The organism is Paenibacillus sp. J2TS4 (assembly GCF_018403245.1).
Lineage (GTDB): Bacteria > Bacillota > Bacilli > Paenibacillales > NBRC-103111 > Paenibacillus_L.
In genome coordinates, this window is sequence record NZ_BOSH01000007.1 from 145,921 (window position 1) to 165,695 (window position 19,775).

Here is a 19,775-nt window from a genome sequence, read left to right on the forward strand (position 1 = left end):
AATATTTTGGGCTTATTTCCTCAGCTTGTTCCAGATGTAAGAGAACCACGTCGCGTGGCGCTGCTCATCCTGAGAGGCCCTCAGCAGCACTTTTTGAATTTGCGGCGGAGCTGATTCCGATAATTCCAAATAAAATTTGGAATCCTCCAACTCATCCTTAATGGACTCTTCTACCCCTTCCTTGAAAGAGGTCGGCAGCGGGGCCTCTTCTATATGCGGCTTTTGGCCTCCTGTCAGCTGTGAATAAAATTCGGAAAAAGCCCGATAATGCCGTTCCTCATCTTTCTGAATATCCGTAATGATGTTACGAAATTGTTCATTAGGCGCTTTTTTAGCCAGCCACGCATAGGTCCGAATCGCATTATGCTCTCCATTAATGGCCTTCTCCAGGCTTTTCGCCAGAGAGCTATCTGTTTGCCCATCCGATCTAGTCCAAGACACTGGGCTAAACCCATATCCGGTATTTAAAGAAGGGTAACCCCACAAGCTTCCATTCCAAGGATAACTGACCGGCCCATAAATTGAACCATTCACCTTCGTCTTCTTCCTTTCCTTGTTTTTTATCAACATATGTGACTCCAGCCTATCAGGTGATGGTTTTTCGCTTCTGTCGGTTAAGTCCTATCTGCACCTTATGGAAATCCGCCACCTAATGATATTCAAATTAATCACGGCTAGCCGGAAGGCTAGCCTATTTGGGTAAATCCGAAAAACAGAACCAACTACCAGTTAGAACCGCCGGATTTATTATTTTTATTCGAGCCGGAGCCCCAAGAGGAACCGCCAGAGTGGTTCCGTGAAGAACTGGAGGAACGCCAGGATGAACCACCGGAGGAGTTCCCTGAAGATCCCGAACCCCATGACGAGCCGCCAGAGGAATTCCGTGAAGAGCTGGAACTCGAACCCCAAAATGACCCTGAGGATGAGCCAGAGGAGGACGATCCCCAAGAGGAGGAAGATGCTGCGGCTCGTTCAGCCGAGAGCTTGCGTGAGTACTCTCTCTCCATTTCGTTCGTAATTCCTCTAATCGTATTTACTTGCTCCACCGCACTAAAGTAGTGTCCGGCGGTGATTAAATTTTCCACTTGATTAATAATCGAGTTATACCTTCTATCATAGCTTTTAATGCTAATTTTCTTCCGTGTCTTGCTAACTATCGAACGGTAGCGGGATTGCATCTGACTCAAACTTCTAAGTGCTTCATCCTTCTCCTCCAACGCCCGTCTGACTCTCGTAATAAAAGCGCTTGACTGGGATGAAATTTGCTTAGCGTGACGTTCAATTTCATCCATCGAATAAGGAGGCGTGTTAAGCACGAAGTTAAGCTTTTGGAACAGATCGTGAATTATCGCTTGGGCTTGTTCAGCCCCCATTCCATCAGAAAATCGCAGTCCTTTTCTTTTTACTAATTGCACCGCATCCATATAATGCTTCCAGTTAAGGTCCGCATCCCTTCGCTGGTATTCAATCGCTTCGTTCAATTGCCTCGAAGTGGTTCTGCAGCCTTGGGCCGTCTGATCCATCTCAGCCAGGCAGCGAAGCATGACATCTATCGATTCTCTTGCCTCCTCGAATTCTTGATGATCGTCATCGGTTAATCTTATTACCTCGGGAAGCTTTACCGTAGTGTCTCGCAGCGACCCCTTCGCGGCCTGCAGGCCTACGGCCAGATCCGCCCAATGCTCCTGGACGAATCGCTTCTGCATATCTGCGAGAAGATCGTCGAGAGCCGGCCCCTCTGCAGCAAACTGGGCGAGCTTTTGTTCTATATATTCGATATCCTTTTTATTTTTATGCCTCAGAAACGCCTGTCTCTTCGTCATTTCCAGCGCCTTAGCAAGCAAACTATCCATTTGCTCGACTATTTTCCGAACCTTCTCCATACTCCCGATTTGCAGCTCCGCGAATAGAGGCGCTGTGCATTGTTTCGCCTCTTCCAGCATGAAATAAGGATTCATCCGGAGCAATTTCAAGCTGTTGCTGGCTACAATTTGCTCGATTTCTCTTCGGCAATCAGATACGGTCTGGGGGAAAGTACTGTATTTCTCCAACATTTGAGGAAACTCCTTGGCCCCCTGAACCGCTTTGCCCATATTAATCAGCAGTCGAGAAGCCGCCTCGTTCGCTTCCAAAGGATCGAACACTTTAAGATCCCGGACCTGATTCAAATCCGCTTCCAGTTCGCCCTTCTCCTCGAACATTCTAGTTAAGGGGAACGAATGCTTCTCTGCTAGCTGTTTAACCTCCGATTCCAAGGCATCTAATTGCCCGGACAGCTCTTGTACCGTGTTCGTTACTGAACGGTCAACTTCCACGACCCTGGTTACACCCGGGTGAACCTCTGCAAAGGATGCCGATGATTGCTTAAGCTGCTGCTGCCCCTTTCTAACGCCCTGACGAAGAGTTTTCAGCTTGAGTAAAAATATACGCGGCTCCAAATCCGTTTGCAGTTTGCCGAGATCAATCAACAATTGAGTCAACTGATCATTAAGCTGGTTAACAACCTTTTCGGTTTGACCTTGAACAAGGCCGACAAATGGTCTCAGTGCATCGTTCCCGTGACTGACCTCCACAAGCAACCGTCTCACCTGAGTACGCAATCTGAACCATTGGAATTTTAACAGGGTCCCATAGAGAACAATGAATGCGATAACGGCCAGTGAGAAATAGAGGAATAATTCCGTCCAACTCCACTGTATCTGCCAATGCCAACGACTCTCAACAGGCTCCGGATCGCCAGTATTAGCGGACGATGGTTCTTGGACAGGGACCTCTGTCCGTGCGGAATCAGGAGGAACAGACGTACTGCCACCCAGTTCGGGTTGTGGCAATTGATGGACCGCCTCCATCAAGTCTAGACTCGCCTGCGCGAAATCCCCCTCTTTGGCAGCGGGAATAAAATGCTCCATCGTCAACTGTCCGACGACTTCTCCACTCTCCCCGTCCTCCCCATACACGGACCGTATGGCTCGCAGCAGATCGTCATTTACAAAGTTCATCTCGATCCGCTGCTCCTGGCTTGCTATAAGAAGCAAGATCTCTTTATCTTCCAGCTCCCATCCATTAAATACCTGGGTTGCATACTCGGATGGATCCTCACCGTTCAAGCTGTTAATCGTTAATATGTAGAACGAATAAAGAGGGCCTTGCGCCGATTGTTCCAGCGAGGCCAACGCCTCATCACGAAACATTCCTGCCAAATCCTGCACCGTTCCATTCTTACCGGGTATATCCGCAGCCAAGGCAATAAGCGGACTTACAAACAAACAACACAAGAGTAGAAAGCAGGCCATTCTCTTCACAGCTCAACCCCCTTTTTGTAAAAAAGCTCCTGATTTTAGTATACTTAAATTAGAGGGTATTGAGTAGATATAACACCCTCCTTTTCAACATTATAATGTCAGTAAGGGTCGTATCCTGTCGAATAATAAAGACAAGACTCGACTAACACCATAAAATCATTCAGGAGGAGGGTATAATCATGATTCGCCCAGCCCAAAAAAACGACGTCCAGGAAGCGGTGCCCCTTATCCATTCCGCCATCGGCCGGATCGCCAACACGATAGCGGGAACGTCAGATCTCGAAGAAGCATTGGACGTGCTGGGGCAATTTTATCAGCAGGAAGGCAACCGCTATAGCTATGAGAACATCATCGTCAAAGAACTGGACGGCAAAGCGGTCGGCTTGCTCACCGCGTATCATGGAAGCCTCAGCGAGCAGTTGGATCTTCCTTATATGGAGAGGCTGCGGGCGTTGAATGGAGATTCCCCTGTATCTCTCAAGAAGGAAGCGAAAGAGGACGAATATTATTTGGACTCGCTAGCGGTGAACCCTGCTTATCAAGGAAAGGGAATCGGGACCGAGCTCATCCAGGCCTTTGAACAGAATGGACGGGAGAAGGGATTTGAGAAGCTTTCGCTTCTATGCGACATCAATAACCCGAACGCAGCTCGCCTCTACGAACGTTTAGGCTACAGGCCCGACGGCGCCTTGACCGTTAGCGGCTACCATTTCATCCGGATGGTGAAGCCCATACAATTAGAGGAGGCGCACATCAAGCAATAGCCGCAAGCTTCGTTACAATTGCCCGGCATACCACTGCAGCAAGCCGAGCTTCCAGGAGATATAGAAAGAAAGCATCAGAGCCGCGAGCATACTCCCGAGGAATATCCAGTCCCGGATCTGGACCGTAACGGTCAGATAGAAGGTCCGCTCCCGAGCGCCGGTAAAACCTTTGGATTCCATCGCTATAGCGGTTCTTTCCGCCTTACGAATAGCACTCGCCAATAAAGGGATGACGTAACGCCCGATCTGCTTCAGCTTCTCCCGCCATCCCCCTCTCCGGGCGAGTCCTCTCACCCGGTGCGCATTTTGTAATATTTGCAGCTCCTCCTTGAATAACGGAAGGAAGCGATACCCCGCCATAATGCTGTAAGCAAGCTTAGGGGACAGCTTGCACTGCTGCATCAAGCTGAGCATTAAGCGGGTAGGATCCGTCGTGAAGACGAACATAAGGGACAGGGCCGCGAAGCTGAGCATCCGCAAAGCCAACGATCCGCCACGGACCAATGCTTCCCGGGTCACCTCCAGCCATCCCCACCGGAAGAGTATCGTTTCCACGCCTCCCTCCGGCACTTTAGCAAACAACACCGCCGTCCATACATAGCCAAAAGCAACTATTAGGAAAGGAGAGAAAAACAACAGCCACTTCTTGACTGGAACTTTACCAAACAGAAAGGTGACTCCGACCGTCCATATTAAAAAGAGTAGCGGAGTGAGCGGATCGAACACGAGGGCGAGTAAAAAGACGCAAACGAGCACGACGGCCACTTTGATACTCGGATTAATGCTCTGCAATAACATGAGGCAACCCCTCTCGATCTATAGGATTGGCATTCTCCCCGAGCTTCTTCCATACAGAAACCGACATAGGCGGCAAGAGCCGGGCCTCGTCCAAAAGCTCACTGGATGAATCCCATAATTGAAAAGGAGAGCCTGCAAAGCGGAGTTGGCCGGCGATCAGGACCATCACCCGGTCGGCATACTGCCGTACCAGCTCCATATCATGCGTGATCATAACGACCGCTTTGCCCCCTTCCTTCAACTGGACCAACAGACTCATAAGCTGCCCCGCCGTGTATGCATCCTGGCCGAAGGTTGGCTCGTCCAGCACGAGAAGGCTCTGTTCATCGGCCAGCATGGAGGCCACGCTCAGCCTTCTTTTTTGCCCTTGGCTGAGGGTAAACGGATTCTCCGCAGCCAGCTCCGCCAAGCGAAAAACTCTAAGCGTCTCCTCTACCCGCTCGCTTATCTCCCGCTCCGGCTTGCCTTGAATCCGCAGCCCCAGAGCCACCTCCTCGTATACCGAGGCAGTGACGAACTGATGCTCGGGATTCTGGAATACAAGACCGACCTGCCTGCGCAGCTCTCTTTCACTCCAGGTGGGTAGGGGGCGGCCGTAGAGCCTTACCTCTCCTTCGCTGGGGCCGGATAGAATCCCGGCCAGTGCATGGGACAGCGTCGTCTTCCCTGCCCCATTAGGCCCGACGATGGCGAGCAGCTCCCCCGGATAAACCTCGAGGCTGAGTTCTTGCAGAATCGGCTTATCCTTGCGCGAATACGAAAGCCGGTTTAGCGTCATAACAGGCGGCTTCGTATGGAGCTGCTCCCGATGGGAATGGGATCGGGTCGTGGCAGACCCGCTTGCCGCCAAGTCCCCCTCACATCCACTGTCCGGGAAGCGAAGCGCGGCCTGCAAATCAGCGAGCCCCCGGATGGGCTCCTGAACTCCCGCCAACAGATCCTGCTCCGTCAGCGGATTCTGACTGCCGGCATAAATCCCTTTGGCCCGCCAATCCACCCCCATCGTATAGGCGGTCGGAATCCATAGCCCTTCCTCCCGGTTCCATTCCTCGTGTCGATGGAAGAAATCTCTCACTCCTCCTTGGTACACGAGCTTTCCTCGGCGGTCTATCGCCAAAGCCCGGTTAGCCACCGCCATCCATTCATCCAGCTTATGCTCGATAATCAGAAGCGTCAGGGAGCGGCTCTTCCGCAAACGATCGATCAAGCGGACAAATTCCCGCGTCGATAGCGGGTCCAAATTAGCCGTCGGCTCGTCCAGAATGAGGAGCTTGGGCTCCATCGCCAGAACGCAGGCCAAGGCCAGCTTTTGCTTCATGCCTCCCGAGAGCTGATGGAGCCTGGACTTTTTGTATTCGGTCAGCCCCGTCCAATTCAGCACCCGTTCCATTCGCGCATCCATTTCCGCCGGAGGGACCGCTATATTTTCCAGGCCAAAAGCCAACTCATCCTCGACGGTCACCATGCAAAATTGGCTTTCCGGATCCTGAAAGACCATTCCGACGCGGCTGCTGATTTCCGACCGGCTGTATGAGCTTATTTCCCGACCTTGCAGTTGAATCGTTCCGCTAGCCTGTCCGTCCACCGCTTCCGGATAGAGACCGTTCATGCAGTAGGCGAGCGTACTTTTGCCCGATCCGCTGGGTCCCAGCAGCAGAACTGCATCCTGCTCGGCTATCCCGAAGCTGACATGGTCAATGATCGGAGAGGACTCCTCGTCGTAAGCGAATGTCCAATGACGAACCTTCAGCAGGTCCGAATTAGCCGGCAAGATCATGGCGCTCTTTCTTCCTTGCGGATTTGGCAATGGCAAAGCCTCGCAGCACCCCGGTCTTCGCCAATCCATCGGCCACCCATTGGCCCAACAGGCCGGCAAGCAAGGCGCCGCTGATGAGGCGAATGACGAACATAGCGGTGACATATCCCGGATTAAGAGCCGCATAACCGGAGACGAAGAAGCCCCATACGAAGCTGAATACCGCCGAGCCCATTCCCGCGCAGACCAGCACCCAGGTCGAATAACGCTTCCAGCCGGTAGCAGCAAAGACCGCCTCCGCCCCCAGCCCCTGAATCATTGCCGACAGCAGCAATCTCGGGCCGGCAACATTGCCCATCAGCAGTTCGATCGCTGCTGCCATCGTTTCCGATAAGAAGGCCGCTCCCGGCTTGCGAATAATATACGCGGATATGATAGAGACGATGAACCAGATGCCGAAGATAAACTCGTAGCCGATCGGGCCCATCAGACCGACGAGAACGTTGCCGAACTGGAGAAAGGCCAGGTAGACTACGGCAAAAACGACCGATAAGGCCGCAAGCACAACCACCTCACGCAGCTTCCATCGTTTCATTGCAGCAGCCTCCTTCACCCTCTGTCCGGCTTCCTGGAAGGGCTGTTCGCCGAGATGGCCGCGGTCATCGTTACATGGGAAGCCCTCTCGCTTGCCTGAACAAACGCCTCCTCCAAAGTCGCAAACACTACATGTGCATCCCCATCCAGCCGGCTCGCGTAATGAGCGCCGCCGCTAAAGGTTCCACGCGCTTTAGCCCGTTCGATCTGCTCATAAATGATCTGCATATAATCCGGTTTCCCCAGCGGATACAGGGCGAACTGGCAAGCCGTCTCGATGGAATGCTGCTGTAAATCGGACTCATTCATCCTCTCCTCATCCTCGGACAAGTAGACATCTCCTTCCCCGTCCCCCGGACAGCCGACAGAGAACGTCCCGTTCCATACGACATGATTTCCAGTGGCGGCGGCATAGACGTATACCGCCTTGGCAACATCGAACACATGAACAGCCTTGCCTCGAATACAGGTGCTGATATCATCTGTGCTCATCCATACCTTGGACCGGTCAACCCGCTCCAGCACTCCCAGTATGATGTCTACAAACCGGTCCGACATCGGATAAAGCGAGAAGCGGCAGCCAACGATTCGACTGCTTCCACAATCTAATGGTGACATTCTAACACCCTCCATAAAAATTTTTTAGCAAATAAAAAAACTGCACCCGGGTAAGATGCAGTTTAAACACAAGGCAATAAAGACATTGTGCAGCTACACTTCCCCACGCTAGCATTACCTAGATCGGGTTCAAAGGGATCGGATAGCATCCGTCTCAGCCGTTTACGGCACCCCTAGTGCATTGAATGAATATGCAGTTTTTTCATTGCTTGAATCTTATCGTAGTAGAGTACCTGTCATTTGTCAATGAGCGATCGGGTCCATTTCACCGAATGGCTGACATCCCCTCTGACTTTGGCAAAGGGAATGTCAGCTCGCTCCGCTCGATCTATTTTGCGTCGAATCCGCCGCCCTCGCGAATTTGTCTCGTGTAATTGTCGAATATTTCTCTGCCCTTATGCTTGGTCATTAATTCTTCCAAATAATCAGGCCACTTGTCGGCTGGCAAATCACCGAATACAATTTTGGCATGGGTCGAGTTCATTTCCTTCCGGTAATCGGCAATATTGATGCCGGCCGGCGGAGTCACGTAAGGCCCTCCGGTATATGGTACGTATTTATAGCTGAGCAATTGCTCAACGATAGCCCGGTCTCGATCCGTCTCGTTAGGATTGATAATTTCGAGCCCAATAGGCGCCGGATTGGAAACTCGGGTGAAGAAATCGTAAATTTGCAGGAACTTTCCATTCTCGGTATTGATTTTCTGGATGACATCCGGCTTCAAGGTCACCTTGTTGCCTTCTATTGTATAGGACTCATTCTCCAAACCGTAATGTGTCAGGAGGAAGCCTTCCGGACTGGCCAGGAAATCGAGAATGGCCATCATTCTGTGCACTTTGTCCGGATCTTGCTCGGCTAACGTTTTAGGAACGACGAAGCCATTAGAGCCCTGGGGTGCAGAAGTGATTCCTTTGGCATCCGGGAAAGGATTGAACGGAACGATATCGGCCTCCGGATTGATTTGCCTTGCCCGATTGACCGCACTCGTCTCCACTCCCTCCAGTGCAAAGTCGCGACCGCCGGCTTTAACGATTCCTGCCTTGCCCTCGATGATCTTATTGAAGTGTTCTGTTCCCTTATTCAAGAACCAGTTAGGATCAACGATCCCTTCTTCGATCATATCTTTGATTTCCAGCAGCACCTTGACGGTGTCCGGGTTAGATCCGGCATCAATGAGCTTCCCCTCATCAATATACATCGAAGAATAGAATCCGTTCTTCACCCATTGAGGCCAGTCGAATCCGACATTGGCTCCGTTGCCGGAAGTGCTGAATCCATAAGTGTCATCCTTGCCATTTCCATCCGGATCATTGAATGTGAACTGGCGCATAACCTCCAGCGTCTCTTCATAATTGGTCGGTACCGCCAGGCCTAATTTATCCAGCCAGTCTTTACGAATATACCAGGAGCTGTAAGGCTGCAGATCGAACGGAACCGGCGCGCGAAGACCATCGTCCACCCCTTCTATCGTATAATAGCCTGTGAATTCGCTGTCACTGATCCACTTATAATAATTAGGCATGGCCTCTTTAGTCATAAAGGGACGCAGATCGGCAACCAATCCATCTTTAGCGTAAGTCTGGGAGTCGCGTCCGGTGACTACCGCTAAATCAGGCGGAGTATTGGAGGCAAACCGCACATTCACTTTATTGGTTGAATCGGGACCGGCAGCCATATGGGTCACTTTAAGATTGACATTAAATTTCTCGTCAATCGCTTTTTTGACAAAATCCTTATCCGGACTTGGAATGGAACCGCCCGATCCTGTAGGGACGAAGAACTCGATGTCATACTTTTTACCCATATCATCCGGCTTAGGCGCCTCTGAGGGCTGAACGGACGCGGATGATTCCGGTGTCGGGTTAGCCGCCGGAGCCGGCTCTGATTTTCCACAACCGGTAAGTATGAGCATGGCCCCCATAATTACCGATATAGATCCACCTGCTAATTGTTTTACGCGCATTGGACTTCCCCTTTCCCCATTGTGTGTTTAATTTGCCTTACTCGAAACCGATTGCCGCATGGCGGCGTGCTGCTATCCTTTGATCGCTCCCAGCATAACCCCCTTCGTAAAATATTTCTGCACAAATGGATAGACAAATAATATAGGCAACGTCGTAGCTACGACCATAGCCATCCGAATAGAAAAGGGCGGAAGCTCGGCTTCGAGCCCCTGAACCTGGCTCATCATCTCCACGCTCATATTGGGCTGCTGCAGCATATCCCGCAAGATGACCTGAAGAGGATACAGCTTTTCGTTAGTAATAAACATGATACCGGCAAAAAACTCGTTCCAATGAGACACCGCATAGAATAACCCAATAGTTGCAATAATCGCTTTGGACAGCGGCAGCACGACCCAGAATAACGTTTGCAAATCGTTGCAGCCATCGATTTTGGCCGCTTCTTGAATTTCAATAGACATATTTTCAAAGAAGGTTTTCGCAATCAGAAGGTTAAAGGTGACAATCAGGCTCGGTACAATTAACGCCCAAATTGAGTCCAGCAGACCGAATTCCTTCACTACCAGATAGTTCGGAATAAGGCCCCCACTAAAGACCATCGTAAACACGATCAAAAAGAGGCAGAGCTTGCGGCCCGGCATTTGCTTGCGTGACAACGGATAGGCAAGCAGCAGAGTAAACACGAGATTGAGAAACGTTCCGACTACAGTAATCAGTGTTGTTATTTTAAGCGACTGCGGCAGTCGGGGGCTCTCAAAGATAGCACGGTATGCGCTGAAAGTAACCTCGGAAGGAAAGAGAACAAACCCCCCGTTGCGTATCGTTTCTTTAAGCGGAGTAATGGACATGATGACCACATAATACATCGGAAACAGAGTTGCCAGCCCGATCAAGGTGAGAAGCGTATAGAATAATGCATCAATGAGCCGGTCCCCTGTCGTTTTAATTTGTGTGTTCATGGATAATCCCCCTTACCAAATGCCGGAATCGCCGAACTTCTTGGCTAGTTTATTGGCGCTGACGACGAGAATGAGCCCGACAAAGGATTTAAAGAATCCGACAGCCGCGGCAAAGCTGAACTGCATTTCCTCCAGCCCCCGCCGGAACACCCAGGTGTCAATAATATCCCCCACCTCGTAAACTCTGGCATTCAGGAAAATATAAATCTGACCGAAGCCGGCGTCGAGAATTCCGCCTAAGCGGATAATGAGAAGCAGCACAATGACGCTTCGTATTCCAGGCAAGGTGACGTGCCATATTTTGCGCCAGCGGCCGGCCCCGTCGACGACCGCCGCCTCATACAAACTCGGATCGATGGAGGATAGCGATGCCAAATAAATGATCGCTCCAAAGCCAATCTCCTTCCAAATCTCGGTTATATACAGGATGGGCCGAAACCAGCTTTTGGACGTTAAGAAATCAACCGGTTCCTTACCGAAAAACTTGATCACTTCGTTGATCAGGCCGTCCCCCGGAGCCAAGAACGCCAGCGCGAGCCCATAAATGATAACCCACGATAAAAAGTGCGGCATATAGGAAATCGTCTGAATCGTCCGTTTAAACCATCTGGAGCCAATCTCATTAAGAATGAGGGCCAGCATAATATCGGGCACCATGCCGAGAATGATTTTGAATACGCTGATGACTAAAGTGTTGCGCAGCAGAATATAAAAATCGTAGCTTTGAAAGATTTCGTTGAAATGCTTGAACCCTACCCACGGGCTGTCAAAAACGCCCTTCATAATGTTGTAGTCCTTGAAAGCGATGACCAAACCGAACATGGGCAAATATTTGAAGCAAAGGTAATACAGCATGCCCGGAATCAGCATTAAATACATCCATTTGTATTCTTTTACCGTTTTGACGGCTCTCGTCCACCATGTTTTTTTCTGTCCTAATGTTGGCGCTGACCTGTCTTTTTCCACTGTAATATCCGCCATTCTCTCACTCCTACCTTTTTATAAAGCGCTTTCAAAAAGAGTATGATTAAATTATAGCCCCGCCTGCCCGGCCATAATATAGCGTAAATTTCATAACCTGTGTAAAATTTATAGATTGCGGTGAGTGACACGTTCTTGGCCTTGCCATAGCAAAAAGCAGTCCTCTGGGCTTCCCCTAAGGACCGCTCTCCCGGTCTGAGATCCTTCTCCTTATTCTAAAGTTACACGTTGCAAGTGTGAATAAAATGCTTGGATCTTCACCCCATCTAACGCTATTCTCGTCCTTTTGACTTCTATCCCCTTGACTCAGGACCACAGCAGCTTCAGCTAAAAGTGGCTACTTGCCGCTACCCATATGATCGACTCTTCATTAGCAACCCGCTCGTTCACCAGCTGAAATCTGCCCAATTACCATCTCGCTGGCCCGACCCGACTCAGCCATGTCACCATCCCACCGGTAACTGTGCGCGATGACTCCTGATCCAAGGGGATATTAAACAAAAGAACGAAATACTAGAAGCCCCCTGTCTGATCTGGAGGCTTCGATAACTATCTTTTATATCGACTTCTTATATTCTGTCGGTGTCACTCCGATCGTGCTTTTGAACATTTTACAAAAATAACGGTAATCGGTAATCCCCACCTTCTGGGCAACCTCATAAATTTTCATATCCGTCCGCTCCAGCAATTCCTTCGCTTTATGAAGCCGGACCCGGCTAATGTAATCGGTTAAATATTCACCTGTCTCTTGCTTGAACAGCTGCCCGACATACGCCGGATTCATCTGTACCGCTTCGGCCAAATTGGCAATGCTCCAGTTCTCCCCATACTGATCGGATACCAACTGACAGATCTTTTGGATTTCCTTGCGTATTCGTTTATTCTCTCTTCGACTCTCTGGCAGCACGGCCATTTGCTGCGCAATCCGTTCCCACCATTGGCCATATTGCTCCCAAGTAACGATCAAGTCCAACCGGAGTCTTAATTTATCCAGATCAGCCGCCTCTGTTCCCTCCATGCCGTTATCGAGAACCGCTTCCGCCACACCGAGCAAGAACTGGGGGCTGTAGGGAGGATTTTGCCGCTGCGTCAATGTCTTGACCCCTTCCATGAACGACGGCCAATCCCGGGTAAGCAGAGACTGGCTTAGCTTGGCAGCCAGCTCTAGCCGTTTCATCTTCTCCGGGTTAAGATAGGAACTTCCGTCTTGTCCCAAGATAACGGACTGACCGGAATAAAAATAATCAAGCAGCTTATGCTGACCCTCCCGAAGCATTCCGGGCAGCCGCTCCCTTTGCGAAGTGATCTGACCCGCATACAAGAAGCATTCGGTACCTAACGATTCCCGGACTGTGGATAAAGCCCAATGGATGAATTCGTTTAATTTCGTCTGAAAAAAGGCATACCCCCGATGTGAAGGACAAGTCAGCACTACGGATAATCGACAGCGCTTGTAGGGAAAGACAACCGCCTGAATCCCCGACGATCGGGATAGCTCTTCCCATTGCTCGAGCGCTTTGCCGGCCTGCCACTGCATTTTTTGCAGCTCTCCCTCTTCGGAAAACGGCCCGTTATTCAATGGATTAATAAGCGAGTATCCATCCCACGCTACCGATACGACGGCGAAATCCCGGCCATTCCAGTCCAGCATCTCATTGAGAAACCGCATACTTTCAGCGGTAGAGCCTCCCGTCCCCTCCAGCAGCCGATGAATAATATGGTGTTTAAGCGCCCGTTCCTCTTCCTCGTGCTGCTCCGTGCGTATTCGGCTTCGTTCCTCTTCGTTCCATTCCTGTCTAATTTCTTCGGCCACTTGCTGACAGGCTTGAATGATTTGTTCTTTGGACAAGCCCATCTTAAGCAAATAGTTTTTGGCTCCGAGCACCAGCGCCTTTTGGGCATAAGCGAATTCATCATGAGCCGTTAAAAAAATAACCCTCACCTTGGGCCATCTATCCCGGACATATTTGGCGAATTCCAAGCCGTCCATCACCGGCATCGTAATGTCCGTCAGTACGATGTGAGGCAATTCCTTCTCCATCATCTCGATGGCTTCCCGTCCGTTCTGGGCTGCGCCTAACCAGGTGAACCCGGAAGCTTCCCATGGAATTCTTCGTTCAAAATGTTCTCTGACGATATATTCATCATCTACGACCATCGTTCTCAGCATTTCCATTGAAGATCCCCCCTGAAAGCAATCTATCAACAATACTCCAGCAATCCACTGTACACTGAGGAAGTGAACTATTGAAATTGGCGACTCTCCATCCCTTTCTCCCGGAACTCTTCAGCCGAATGGCCCACAATGACGCAGCTTAGTTTCCGGTTGGAGGAATCGGTAAACGGATCGTAACGATCAAGCCTTCTTCCCGATCGTTGGCAATACTTAGTCCGTAATCATACCCGTAATAGAGTTGAATCCTCTCCTGGATATTGCGAATTCCTAAATTGTTTAATCCTTTAAACGTTTCGTTCACCGTCTGCTTCCTGAACAACTCCCGGATGGCCTCCTCCTGCATCCCCGGACCGGTATCACTGACTTCAATCACCAACTGACCGAATGCCATTTCGGCCGCAGAAATAATAATATGATTGCGGTGATCGGCTTTGCTCAAGCCATAAAAAATGCTATTCTCCACCAAAGTAATCAGCGTCAGCTTGGGAATGGAGATCCGAGTCAGAATGGAATCGGGGATCACGATATCCAGATCAAATACAGGGCCATACCGGAGCCGCATCAGTTCAGCATAATTGCGCAGCTGCTTGACCTCTTCCTCCAACGGTACGACATCTCCTACTTTATCAATGGAGTATTTTAACAACCCCATCAATGCCCGAATCAACGGCCCGATTTCCCGAGCACGCTCCGATTCGCTGAGCCAATAGATTGCGTTTAAGGTGTTATATAAAAAATGCGGCTGAATTTGCGACTGCAGCACCTTCATTTCCTGAACACGCTTTCTTTCTTCCGCTTCTTTTAAATTTTGGAACAGTTCCTTCAAGTTGAGCATCATTTTATTAAAATGGGTAGCGATCAAGCCAAACTCGTCATTGCGCCGAATTTCGATGCGGGTATCCAGACGTCCGTGAGAGCTGGCGTTCATCTGACGAATAATCGTTCGAATTGGTTTCTTGATATAGGCGGCCAGCCGGTAGGATATGATGAGTGAAATCGTAACCCAAATAAGCAGGATAAGCAGAAACTGCTGCTGCAGGGAAGTCAACAGCGGATAGGCTTTGGCTTCGTTAACGACCGCAAAGATGATCCAGTCCCAGCGGTTGTTATTGCTTCTCATAATTTTATATCGGCCTTCCGGTGTGTGGATGGTGTTAAAATCACTCCCTTTCTCCATTAGCGTCTCACCCAGTGTCTGCACCATCTTATCTCTTTGCTGTTTTTGAGCGTAATGATCAATGGGCACGTTAGAAGCGACGAATTTGCCACTGCGGGAAAATATATAGATGTTTTTGTCCGTCGGTTGGGATACTCCGAGGTTGGCAAAGGACTCAACGTTCAGCTCCAGCGCCACCGTTATCGTTCTCGATTTGTCAGAAGTGCGAAACGATTTGGCCACCGTTACCGCCCGCCCGAATCCGGAGTCAAAGGGATCGCTCCACCAAAAGCCCCATTGCTTGGCCTGCTTGTCGACCTCCTCCAACCAATCCTCCGATACAGAATGCTTATATAGTTCAGGAGAAATGGTCAGCAATTTCCCATCCTCGACGACATAGGCGGCATTGATTTCATCGGAATACAATGTAATTAAATTGTTCATCAACAATGTGTAATTTTCACTGCTTAAGGATTCAAATATGTCTACATTGGAAAAATATAGAAGCTGGGATTGCATATTCAGCATATACCACTTCAAATAATCTTCAACGTGAACGACCGAAGATTGCAAAGACTTTTCCTGATTGTCCTTGATTAGTACGTAGACGGTAGAGTAGGCGAACACCCCGATCATGATCAAGCCGGACAGCACCGATAGAAAAGCAATCAGAAACATTTTGGTGCCAATGCTTGTAAAAAGACGTTTTTTTCTAAACATAACAGCAGCCTCGTTTTCTTGACAACGGATGTTTGGTAACGCTTCCATTAAGCCTTAAAATGAGACCCCTACCAATATATAGGAATATTCATAGCCAAATTATATTGGGCCAGAGGTCTATTTTCTAGAGGACATATTACAGTTTATGTGTAAAAATTATAGAATGAATGATGACCGCGGCCTGGAAAATCGAAGGCGGCCGCTCATCTACTCAATCTTCTGCAGAGGAATCCGGCTCAGGGAAGACGATCGTTGTTACCAGACGCTGACGACGATCCGGCGAGGGCTCGTTGTGGGACGCCTGAATCATTAATTCCCGAATTTTGTGGAGCAGCTCGAGATTCTCCTGATCGGATAAGTATAAAGGCATCTGCCTGTAGGTGACCCCGTCCCGGATCAAATCGAAGGAAGGATGATGTACATAGCGTCCATAGTCCCCAAGGATCTGTGCCATAAATTTAACGAAGAATGATAAATGGTCTTCCGGACTGGCCTGTTGAAGCTCTTCCACTGACAGCTCTTCTGCATGTTCCGGCAGCATATATACCCGTTCCAGGGTTCCCCGATTAGGCCGCTCATCGGTGATGACCAATGCTCCCGCATCGACCAGCTTCTTTAAATGCCGGTATAGAGTGGCTGGAGGGACGTCCGGCAATTTGTCATTCACTTGCTGGGCGGTTAACTGCTCTCCATCAGCCAGACATTGGATGATTCTAATACGGATGGGATGAAGAATCACTTCCGCTTTGTTCTCCGGCATTGCTTTCCCTCTCTCTTTTGTTTTTGATCTTAATGCAATGGGTTTTGTTTAAACTCACTATGGATATTACCATTTATTCTTCATCGTTAACAACCTTCTATGATAGGCGGCGCTAAAGAAAGCTGTCGTTCCATTCCGAGGGAAAGGGCCTCCGAAGCTTCACAAGCCCTTGGAGCGAAGGAATATAATGCCAAAGCTTGCCCTGAAAGCATCATTCTTTATCCACTAAATTTTACAATCATTATCGACATCGATAATATTATTATTTATTGTACTGAATCAGAGAGATTGGCTATTTTTACAGATACTCCGGATGGGAAAGCTCATGAAGGGCGCGAGCCCGCCTTGAGGCATGGGATGCAAGTGAGGTCGGACAGAGCGCCATTCGAACCGTAATGTTTGTGGTTCTTTAAGCATCTGAAACTTATTATATCCATTTACTAACAATCGTTGTAGTGTATCAGTCAAACGTATATAATATGGATATGTACGAACGCATGTTTTGTGGTGCGCTACCATCATCAAACCTTGTCCGTATTTTGGATGAATTTAGGAGGTGAGGCCTCCTGTCCCAAACGATCGCGGTTAAGGTCAAGTGGCTTCCCGCAAGCCGCATTAGCGGTCTACTCGCACGGCATAGGGATCTAAATGGATTTCATGCAGCTAGTTTGCTCCGTTTAAGGTTTTAAACGAAAACTAAATGGAAAACCTCCATCTGTTTTGAGCCAAAAGAGGGATACCAGGGATAATCCTCCATTTTAAATGCAGTTTTTCCATCTAGCCCAGTCCATTTACGCCATTTGCTTCCACTTACCTACATAAAATACAGTTAGATGCTACCCTTCTACTCACACTTTTCCTAGGTGCGAAAAATGACAGCTAGGCGGAGAAACAGTTAGACGCCACCCTTCTCCCAGGCGAAAAAAGTACGGAACCTGATCTATTCGCGCTCCAATCACTGCAAGGAGATCCATCAAGACGTTATGGAGATAATATATTAATTTGAATGACCAAGGGAGGTAAGACTGTGGATGATGTGTCAATTAATCTGCTTCCTGAGAAAGGGCCTCTTTTTCACCAAATATATGACTACTTTAAAGAAGAGATCCGAGGCAAGCGTCTTGCTCCCGGCACTTATCTGCCCGTCATTAGAAAATGTGCCCGTTCGCTCAAGGTAAGCAAAAATACAGTCGAAATCACTTATCAGCTTCTTCTATCTGAAGGTTATATTGAGAGTATTCCCCGGAGAGGTTATCGGGTGCTGAAGACAGCCACGGGAGACAGACCTGCAGCCTCCCCCCTTCCAGATAAGAATGAGAGGCACACGAACCCGATTCTGTATGATTTCAGATATGGGAGCGGCAGGCTAACCGATTTCCCTTTTGTATATTGGAGCAAGCAGGAGTAAGAGTGTACCCGACCTCTCGCTACTGGATCGGAAAACAGGAATCCTATCCAACGGTCCTGCTTGGCTACGGAGCAATGGAGGAGGATCACATGACCAGAGGCGTCGAATTGCTGGCCAGAGCCTGGTTCCCGCAGCCGAATGCTTCGATGGAATAAGCACAGTCAACGGGTGTTAGCTGATCTTTGGGCTAAATGACGCTCACGGCATACGCAGCGGGGCGGGCATGGACTCTCATCTCCGCCCTGACCCGGCCACTTTAGGAAGAACTGTCCCTTTTCAGCTAACAAGGTAAACGATAAGATTGGCTTATCCCCAGTTCAATGATCAACATCAGTGGTTAGAATACATGTTAAAGCAATAACTTGATTAAGGAGCTTCGTAAGCATGAACTTTATTTTCGATATTGACGGCACCCTTTGCTTTCATGGAAAGCCGGTTTCCTCGGACATTCTGGATGTTCTGTGCGAGCTGCAAAATCAGGGACACCTGGTAGCCTTCGCCTCGGCGCGGCATTGTCGAGACATCCTCCCGGTGCTGGATAGCCGATTCCATAATCATCTGTTAATTGGAGGAAATGGAGCGGTCACTTATTACGAAGGTAGGGTGGCCGGAATTCGCCCTATCCCGGAGAAGGTATTCCGAGAAGCCGTTGTACGGCTGGATCGCTGCCATGCCTCCTATTTGATCGATACTGCGTGGGATTATTACTACCAAGGTGCGGATGATCACCCCTTCCTTGCCAAGGTAGATAATCTGAAGCTGGCCCATCGGATCCGCCTGGAAGAAATAGATCAGCCTGTCAAAATATTAGTGACAGAAAGCTCTGACCCCCAACGACTTAAGAAAGAAATGGAAACACTCGGCATCGACATTCATCATCATTCCTTGGAAGAGGTGTTGGATATCACTGCAGGTGGGGTGGATAAATGGAACGCCGTGCACGATTTTGGATTATCCGGCGAAGACTCGGTATGCTTCGGCAACGACACGAACGATCTTCCCCTATTCCGTCAAGCGGCCCGTTCCGTCTTGATCGGAAATCATCCGTTGCTCCGCGAGCTGGCCACGGACCAAATCGAAGTCGATGAGCAGTTTGATCAGAAACTAATTGACAAGCTTATGGAAATCGCGAAGTTAAAAGAGGTAAGCATCGATTATTAATACAGTCCCCGCTCCGAAAGTGATTCGGAAACAGGCTGCCGGCTCCCCCTTGCCCAACAAAGGACACCCATGACGGTGTCCTTTGTTGTTATCTTTTGGATTTTCTATAACCGGCCGCCTCCGCTTCTTCCTCTGTGCAGAACATTTCCTCAGCCTGGGTCTTATCGTAAAATTGCCCTCCGGGAACATGGTAGATCCACTCCCCGCTGGAGCTATGATTTCCTTTGATGGTCGGCTCAGAACAGGCTCCGGACGATTCGCCGGAAGGGACAGCGGGCTCCGAAGACGCTTGGGCAGAATCTATTGTCGCTACGGCCTCCGGATTGAATCCGTCCTCCCGGGCATAGTCTTCAATCGACCAAATCCCGATGCCTTGCTGCTGCGCCTCCTTCTGAATGCCTCTAAACCGATCCACATGCTTAATGTTGGGCGGATAGACGTAAGCAACGCGGGCCAGCCCTCGCTCCAACAGCATCTCGTTGAACATGCGATCGTCCACCCAAAGATAAGCCAGCAGCCTTCCATATTTATCTCTTTCCGACACGTCCATTAATGAGCTGCAGACTTTCATTTTCAACCAATCGCCCGACCAATATAAATTAAAAAACTTTCCCTCTTCCGGTTTCACTGCTGCCTAAATTCGGTAACCTATTTGTAA

At 49.5% G+C, this 19,775-nt stretch carries 17 protein-coding genes and 1 riboswitch; of the genes, 4 read left to right on the forward strand and 13 right to left on the reverse strand.

Features of this window, described 5'->3' with window-relative positions; genetic code table 11:
* Positions 1 to 12: 12 nt before the first annotated feature.
* Positions 13 to 441, reverse strand: coding sequence for a ferritin family protein (locus tag KJS69_RS16470; protein ID WP_213584874.1), 429 nt, complete (start codon positions 439 to 441; stop codon positions 13 to 15).
* A 281-nt stretch (positions 442 to 722) separates the two neighbouring features.
* Complete coding sequence (locus KJS69_RS16475) at positions 723 to 3,293, reverse strand: TPM domain-containing protein (protein WP_249730573.1); 2,571 nt, start codon at positions 3,291 to 3,293, stop codon at positions 723 to 725.
* 188 nt (positions 3,294 to 3,481) lie between these two features.
* Between KJS69_RS16475 and KJS69_RS16480 the strand changes: the two genes are divergently transcribed.
* On the forward strand, positions 3,482 to 4,066 hold the full coding sequence (locus tag KJS69_RS16480) for a GNAT family N-acetyltransferase (RefSeq protein WP_213584876.1): 585 nt from the start codon (positions 3,482 to 3,484) through the stop codon (positions 4,064 to 4,066).
* A 12-nt stretch (positions 4,067 to 4,078) separates the two neighbouring features.
* Here KJS69_RS16480 and KJS69_RS16485 read toward each other — a convergent pair whose 3' ends face one another.
* From KJS69_RS16485 to KJS69_RS16530, 10 genes are all read right to left on the reverse strand, one after another.
* Positions 4,079 to 4,864: an energy-coupling factor transporter transmembrane component T family protein gene (locus KJS69_RS16485; protein WP_213584877.1), complete on the reverse strand. Its 786-nt coding sequence runs from the start codon at positions 4,862 to 4,864 to the stop codon at positions 4,079 to 4,081.
* Positions 4,845 to 6,641, reverse strand: a complete 1,797-nt coding sequence (locus tag KJS69_RS16490; RefSeq protein ID WP_213584878.1) for an ABC transporter ATP-binding protein — start codon at positions 6,639 to 6,641, stop codon at positions 4,845 to 4,847. Before KJS69_RS16490 ends, KJS69_RS16485 begins: the two co-directional genes overlap by 20 nt.
* The gene (locus KJS69_RS16495; RefSeq protein WP_213584879.1) at positions 6,625 to 7,215 is read right to left on the reverse strand and encodes an ECF transporter S component; all 591 of its coding nucleotides are present in this window, start codon (positions 7,213 to 7,215) and stop codon (positions 6,625 to 6,627) included. Before KJS69_RS16495 ends, KJS69_RS16490 begins: the two co-directional genes overlap by 17 nt.
* Positions 7,216 to 7,229: 14 nt before the next feature.
* Entirely contained in the window at positions 7,230 to 7,832 is a 603-nt protein-coding gene (locus tag KJS69_RS16500) for a YkoF family thiamine/hydroxymethylpyrimidine-binding protein (protein WP_213584880.1), read from the reverse strand.
* Between the two features lie 83 nt (positions 7,833 to 7,915).
* Positions 7,916 to 8,017: riboswitch (TPP riboswitch) on the reverse strand.
* 143 nt (positions 8,018 to 8,160) lie between these two features.
* On the reverse strand, positions 8,161 to 9,795 hold the full coding sequence (locus KJS69_RS16505; RefSeq protein ID WP_213584881.1) for an extracellular solute-binding protein: 1,635 nt from the start codon (positions 9,793 to 9,795) through the stop codon (positions 8,161 to 8,163).
* Positions 9,796 to 9,867: 72 nt separating this feature from the next.
* Positions 9,868 to 10,755, reverse strand: a complete 888-nt coding sequence (locus KJS69_RS16510; RefSeq protein ID WP_213584882.1) for a carbohydrate ABC transporter permease — start codon at positions 10,753 to 10,755, stop codon at positions 9,868 to 9,870.
* A gap of 12 nt (positions 10,756 to 10,767) precedes the next feature.
* Positions 10,768 to 11,736: an ABC transporter permease gene (locus tag KJS69_RS16515; protein ID WP_213584883.1), complete on the reverse strand. Its 969-nt coding sequence runs from the start codon at positions 11,734 to 11,736 to the stop codon at positions 10,768 to 10,770.
* Between the two features lie 556 nt (positions 11,737 to 12,292).
* Positions 12,293 to 13,912 (reverse strand): response regulator transcription factor, encoded by a 1,620-nt coding sequence (locus KJS69_RS16520; protein ID WP_213584884.1) that lies wholly within the window; start codon positions 13,910 to 13,912, stop codon positions 12,293 to 12,295.
* A 139-nt stretch (positions 13,913 to 14,051) separates the two neighbouring features.
* Positions 14,052 to 15,788 (reverse strand): sensor histidine kinase, encoded by a 1,737-nt coding sequence (locus tag KJS69_RS16525; protein ID WP_213584885.1) that lies wholly within the window; start codon positions 15,786 to 15,788, stop codon positions 14,052 to 14,054.
* 211 nt (positions 15,789 to 15,999) lie between these two features.
* A complete protein-coding gene (locus KJS69_RS16530) occupies positions 16,000 to 16,548 on the reverse strand; it encodes a helix-turn-helix domain-containing protein (protein WP_213584886.1) in 549 nt (182 codons plus the stop codon).
* A 1,027-nt stretch (positions 16,549 to 17,575) separates the two neighbouring features.
* Between KJS69_RS16530 and KJS69_RS16535 the strand changes: the two genes are divergently transcribed.
* The 3 genes from KJS69_RS16535 (at position 17,576) to KJS69_RS16545 (ending at position 19,117) form a co-directional block, all read left to right on the forward strand.
* Complete coding sequence (locus KJS69_RS16535; RefSeq protein WP_213584887.1) at positions 17,576 to 17,956, forward strand: GntR family transcriptional regulator; 381 nt, start codon at positions 17,576 to 17,578, stop codon at positions 17,954 to 17,956.
* A 2-nt stretch (positions 17,957 to 17,958) separates the two neighbouring features.
* Positions 17,959 to 18,111, forward strand: a complete 153-nt coding sequence (locus KJS69_RS16540) for a hypothetical protein (protein ID WP_213584888.1) — start codon at positions 17,959 to 17,961, stop codon at positions 18,109 to 18,111.
* Positions 18,112 to 18,340: 229 nt separating this feature from the next.
* The gene (locus KJS69_RS16545; protein ID WP_213584889.1) at positions 18,341 to 19,117 is read left to right on the forward strand and encodes an HAD-IIB family hydrolase; all 777 of its coding nucleotides are present in this window, start codon (positions 18,341 to 18,343) and stop codon (positions 19,115 to 19,117) included.
* Positions 19,118 to 19,205: 88 nt separating this feature from the next.
* Here the strand turns inward: KJS69_RS16545 and KJS69_RS16550 are convergent, their stop codons facing one another.
* On the reverse strand, positions 19,206 to 19,688 hold the full coding sequence (locus tag KJS69_RS16550; RefSeq protein ID WP_213585015.1) for a thermonuclease family protein: 483 nt from the start codon (positions 19,686 to 19,688) through the stop codon (positions 19,206 to 19,208).
* Positions 19,689 to 19,775 lie beyond the last annotated feature (87 nt).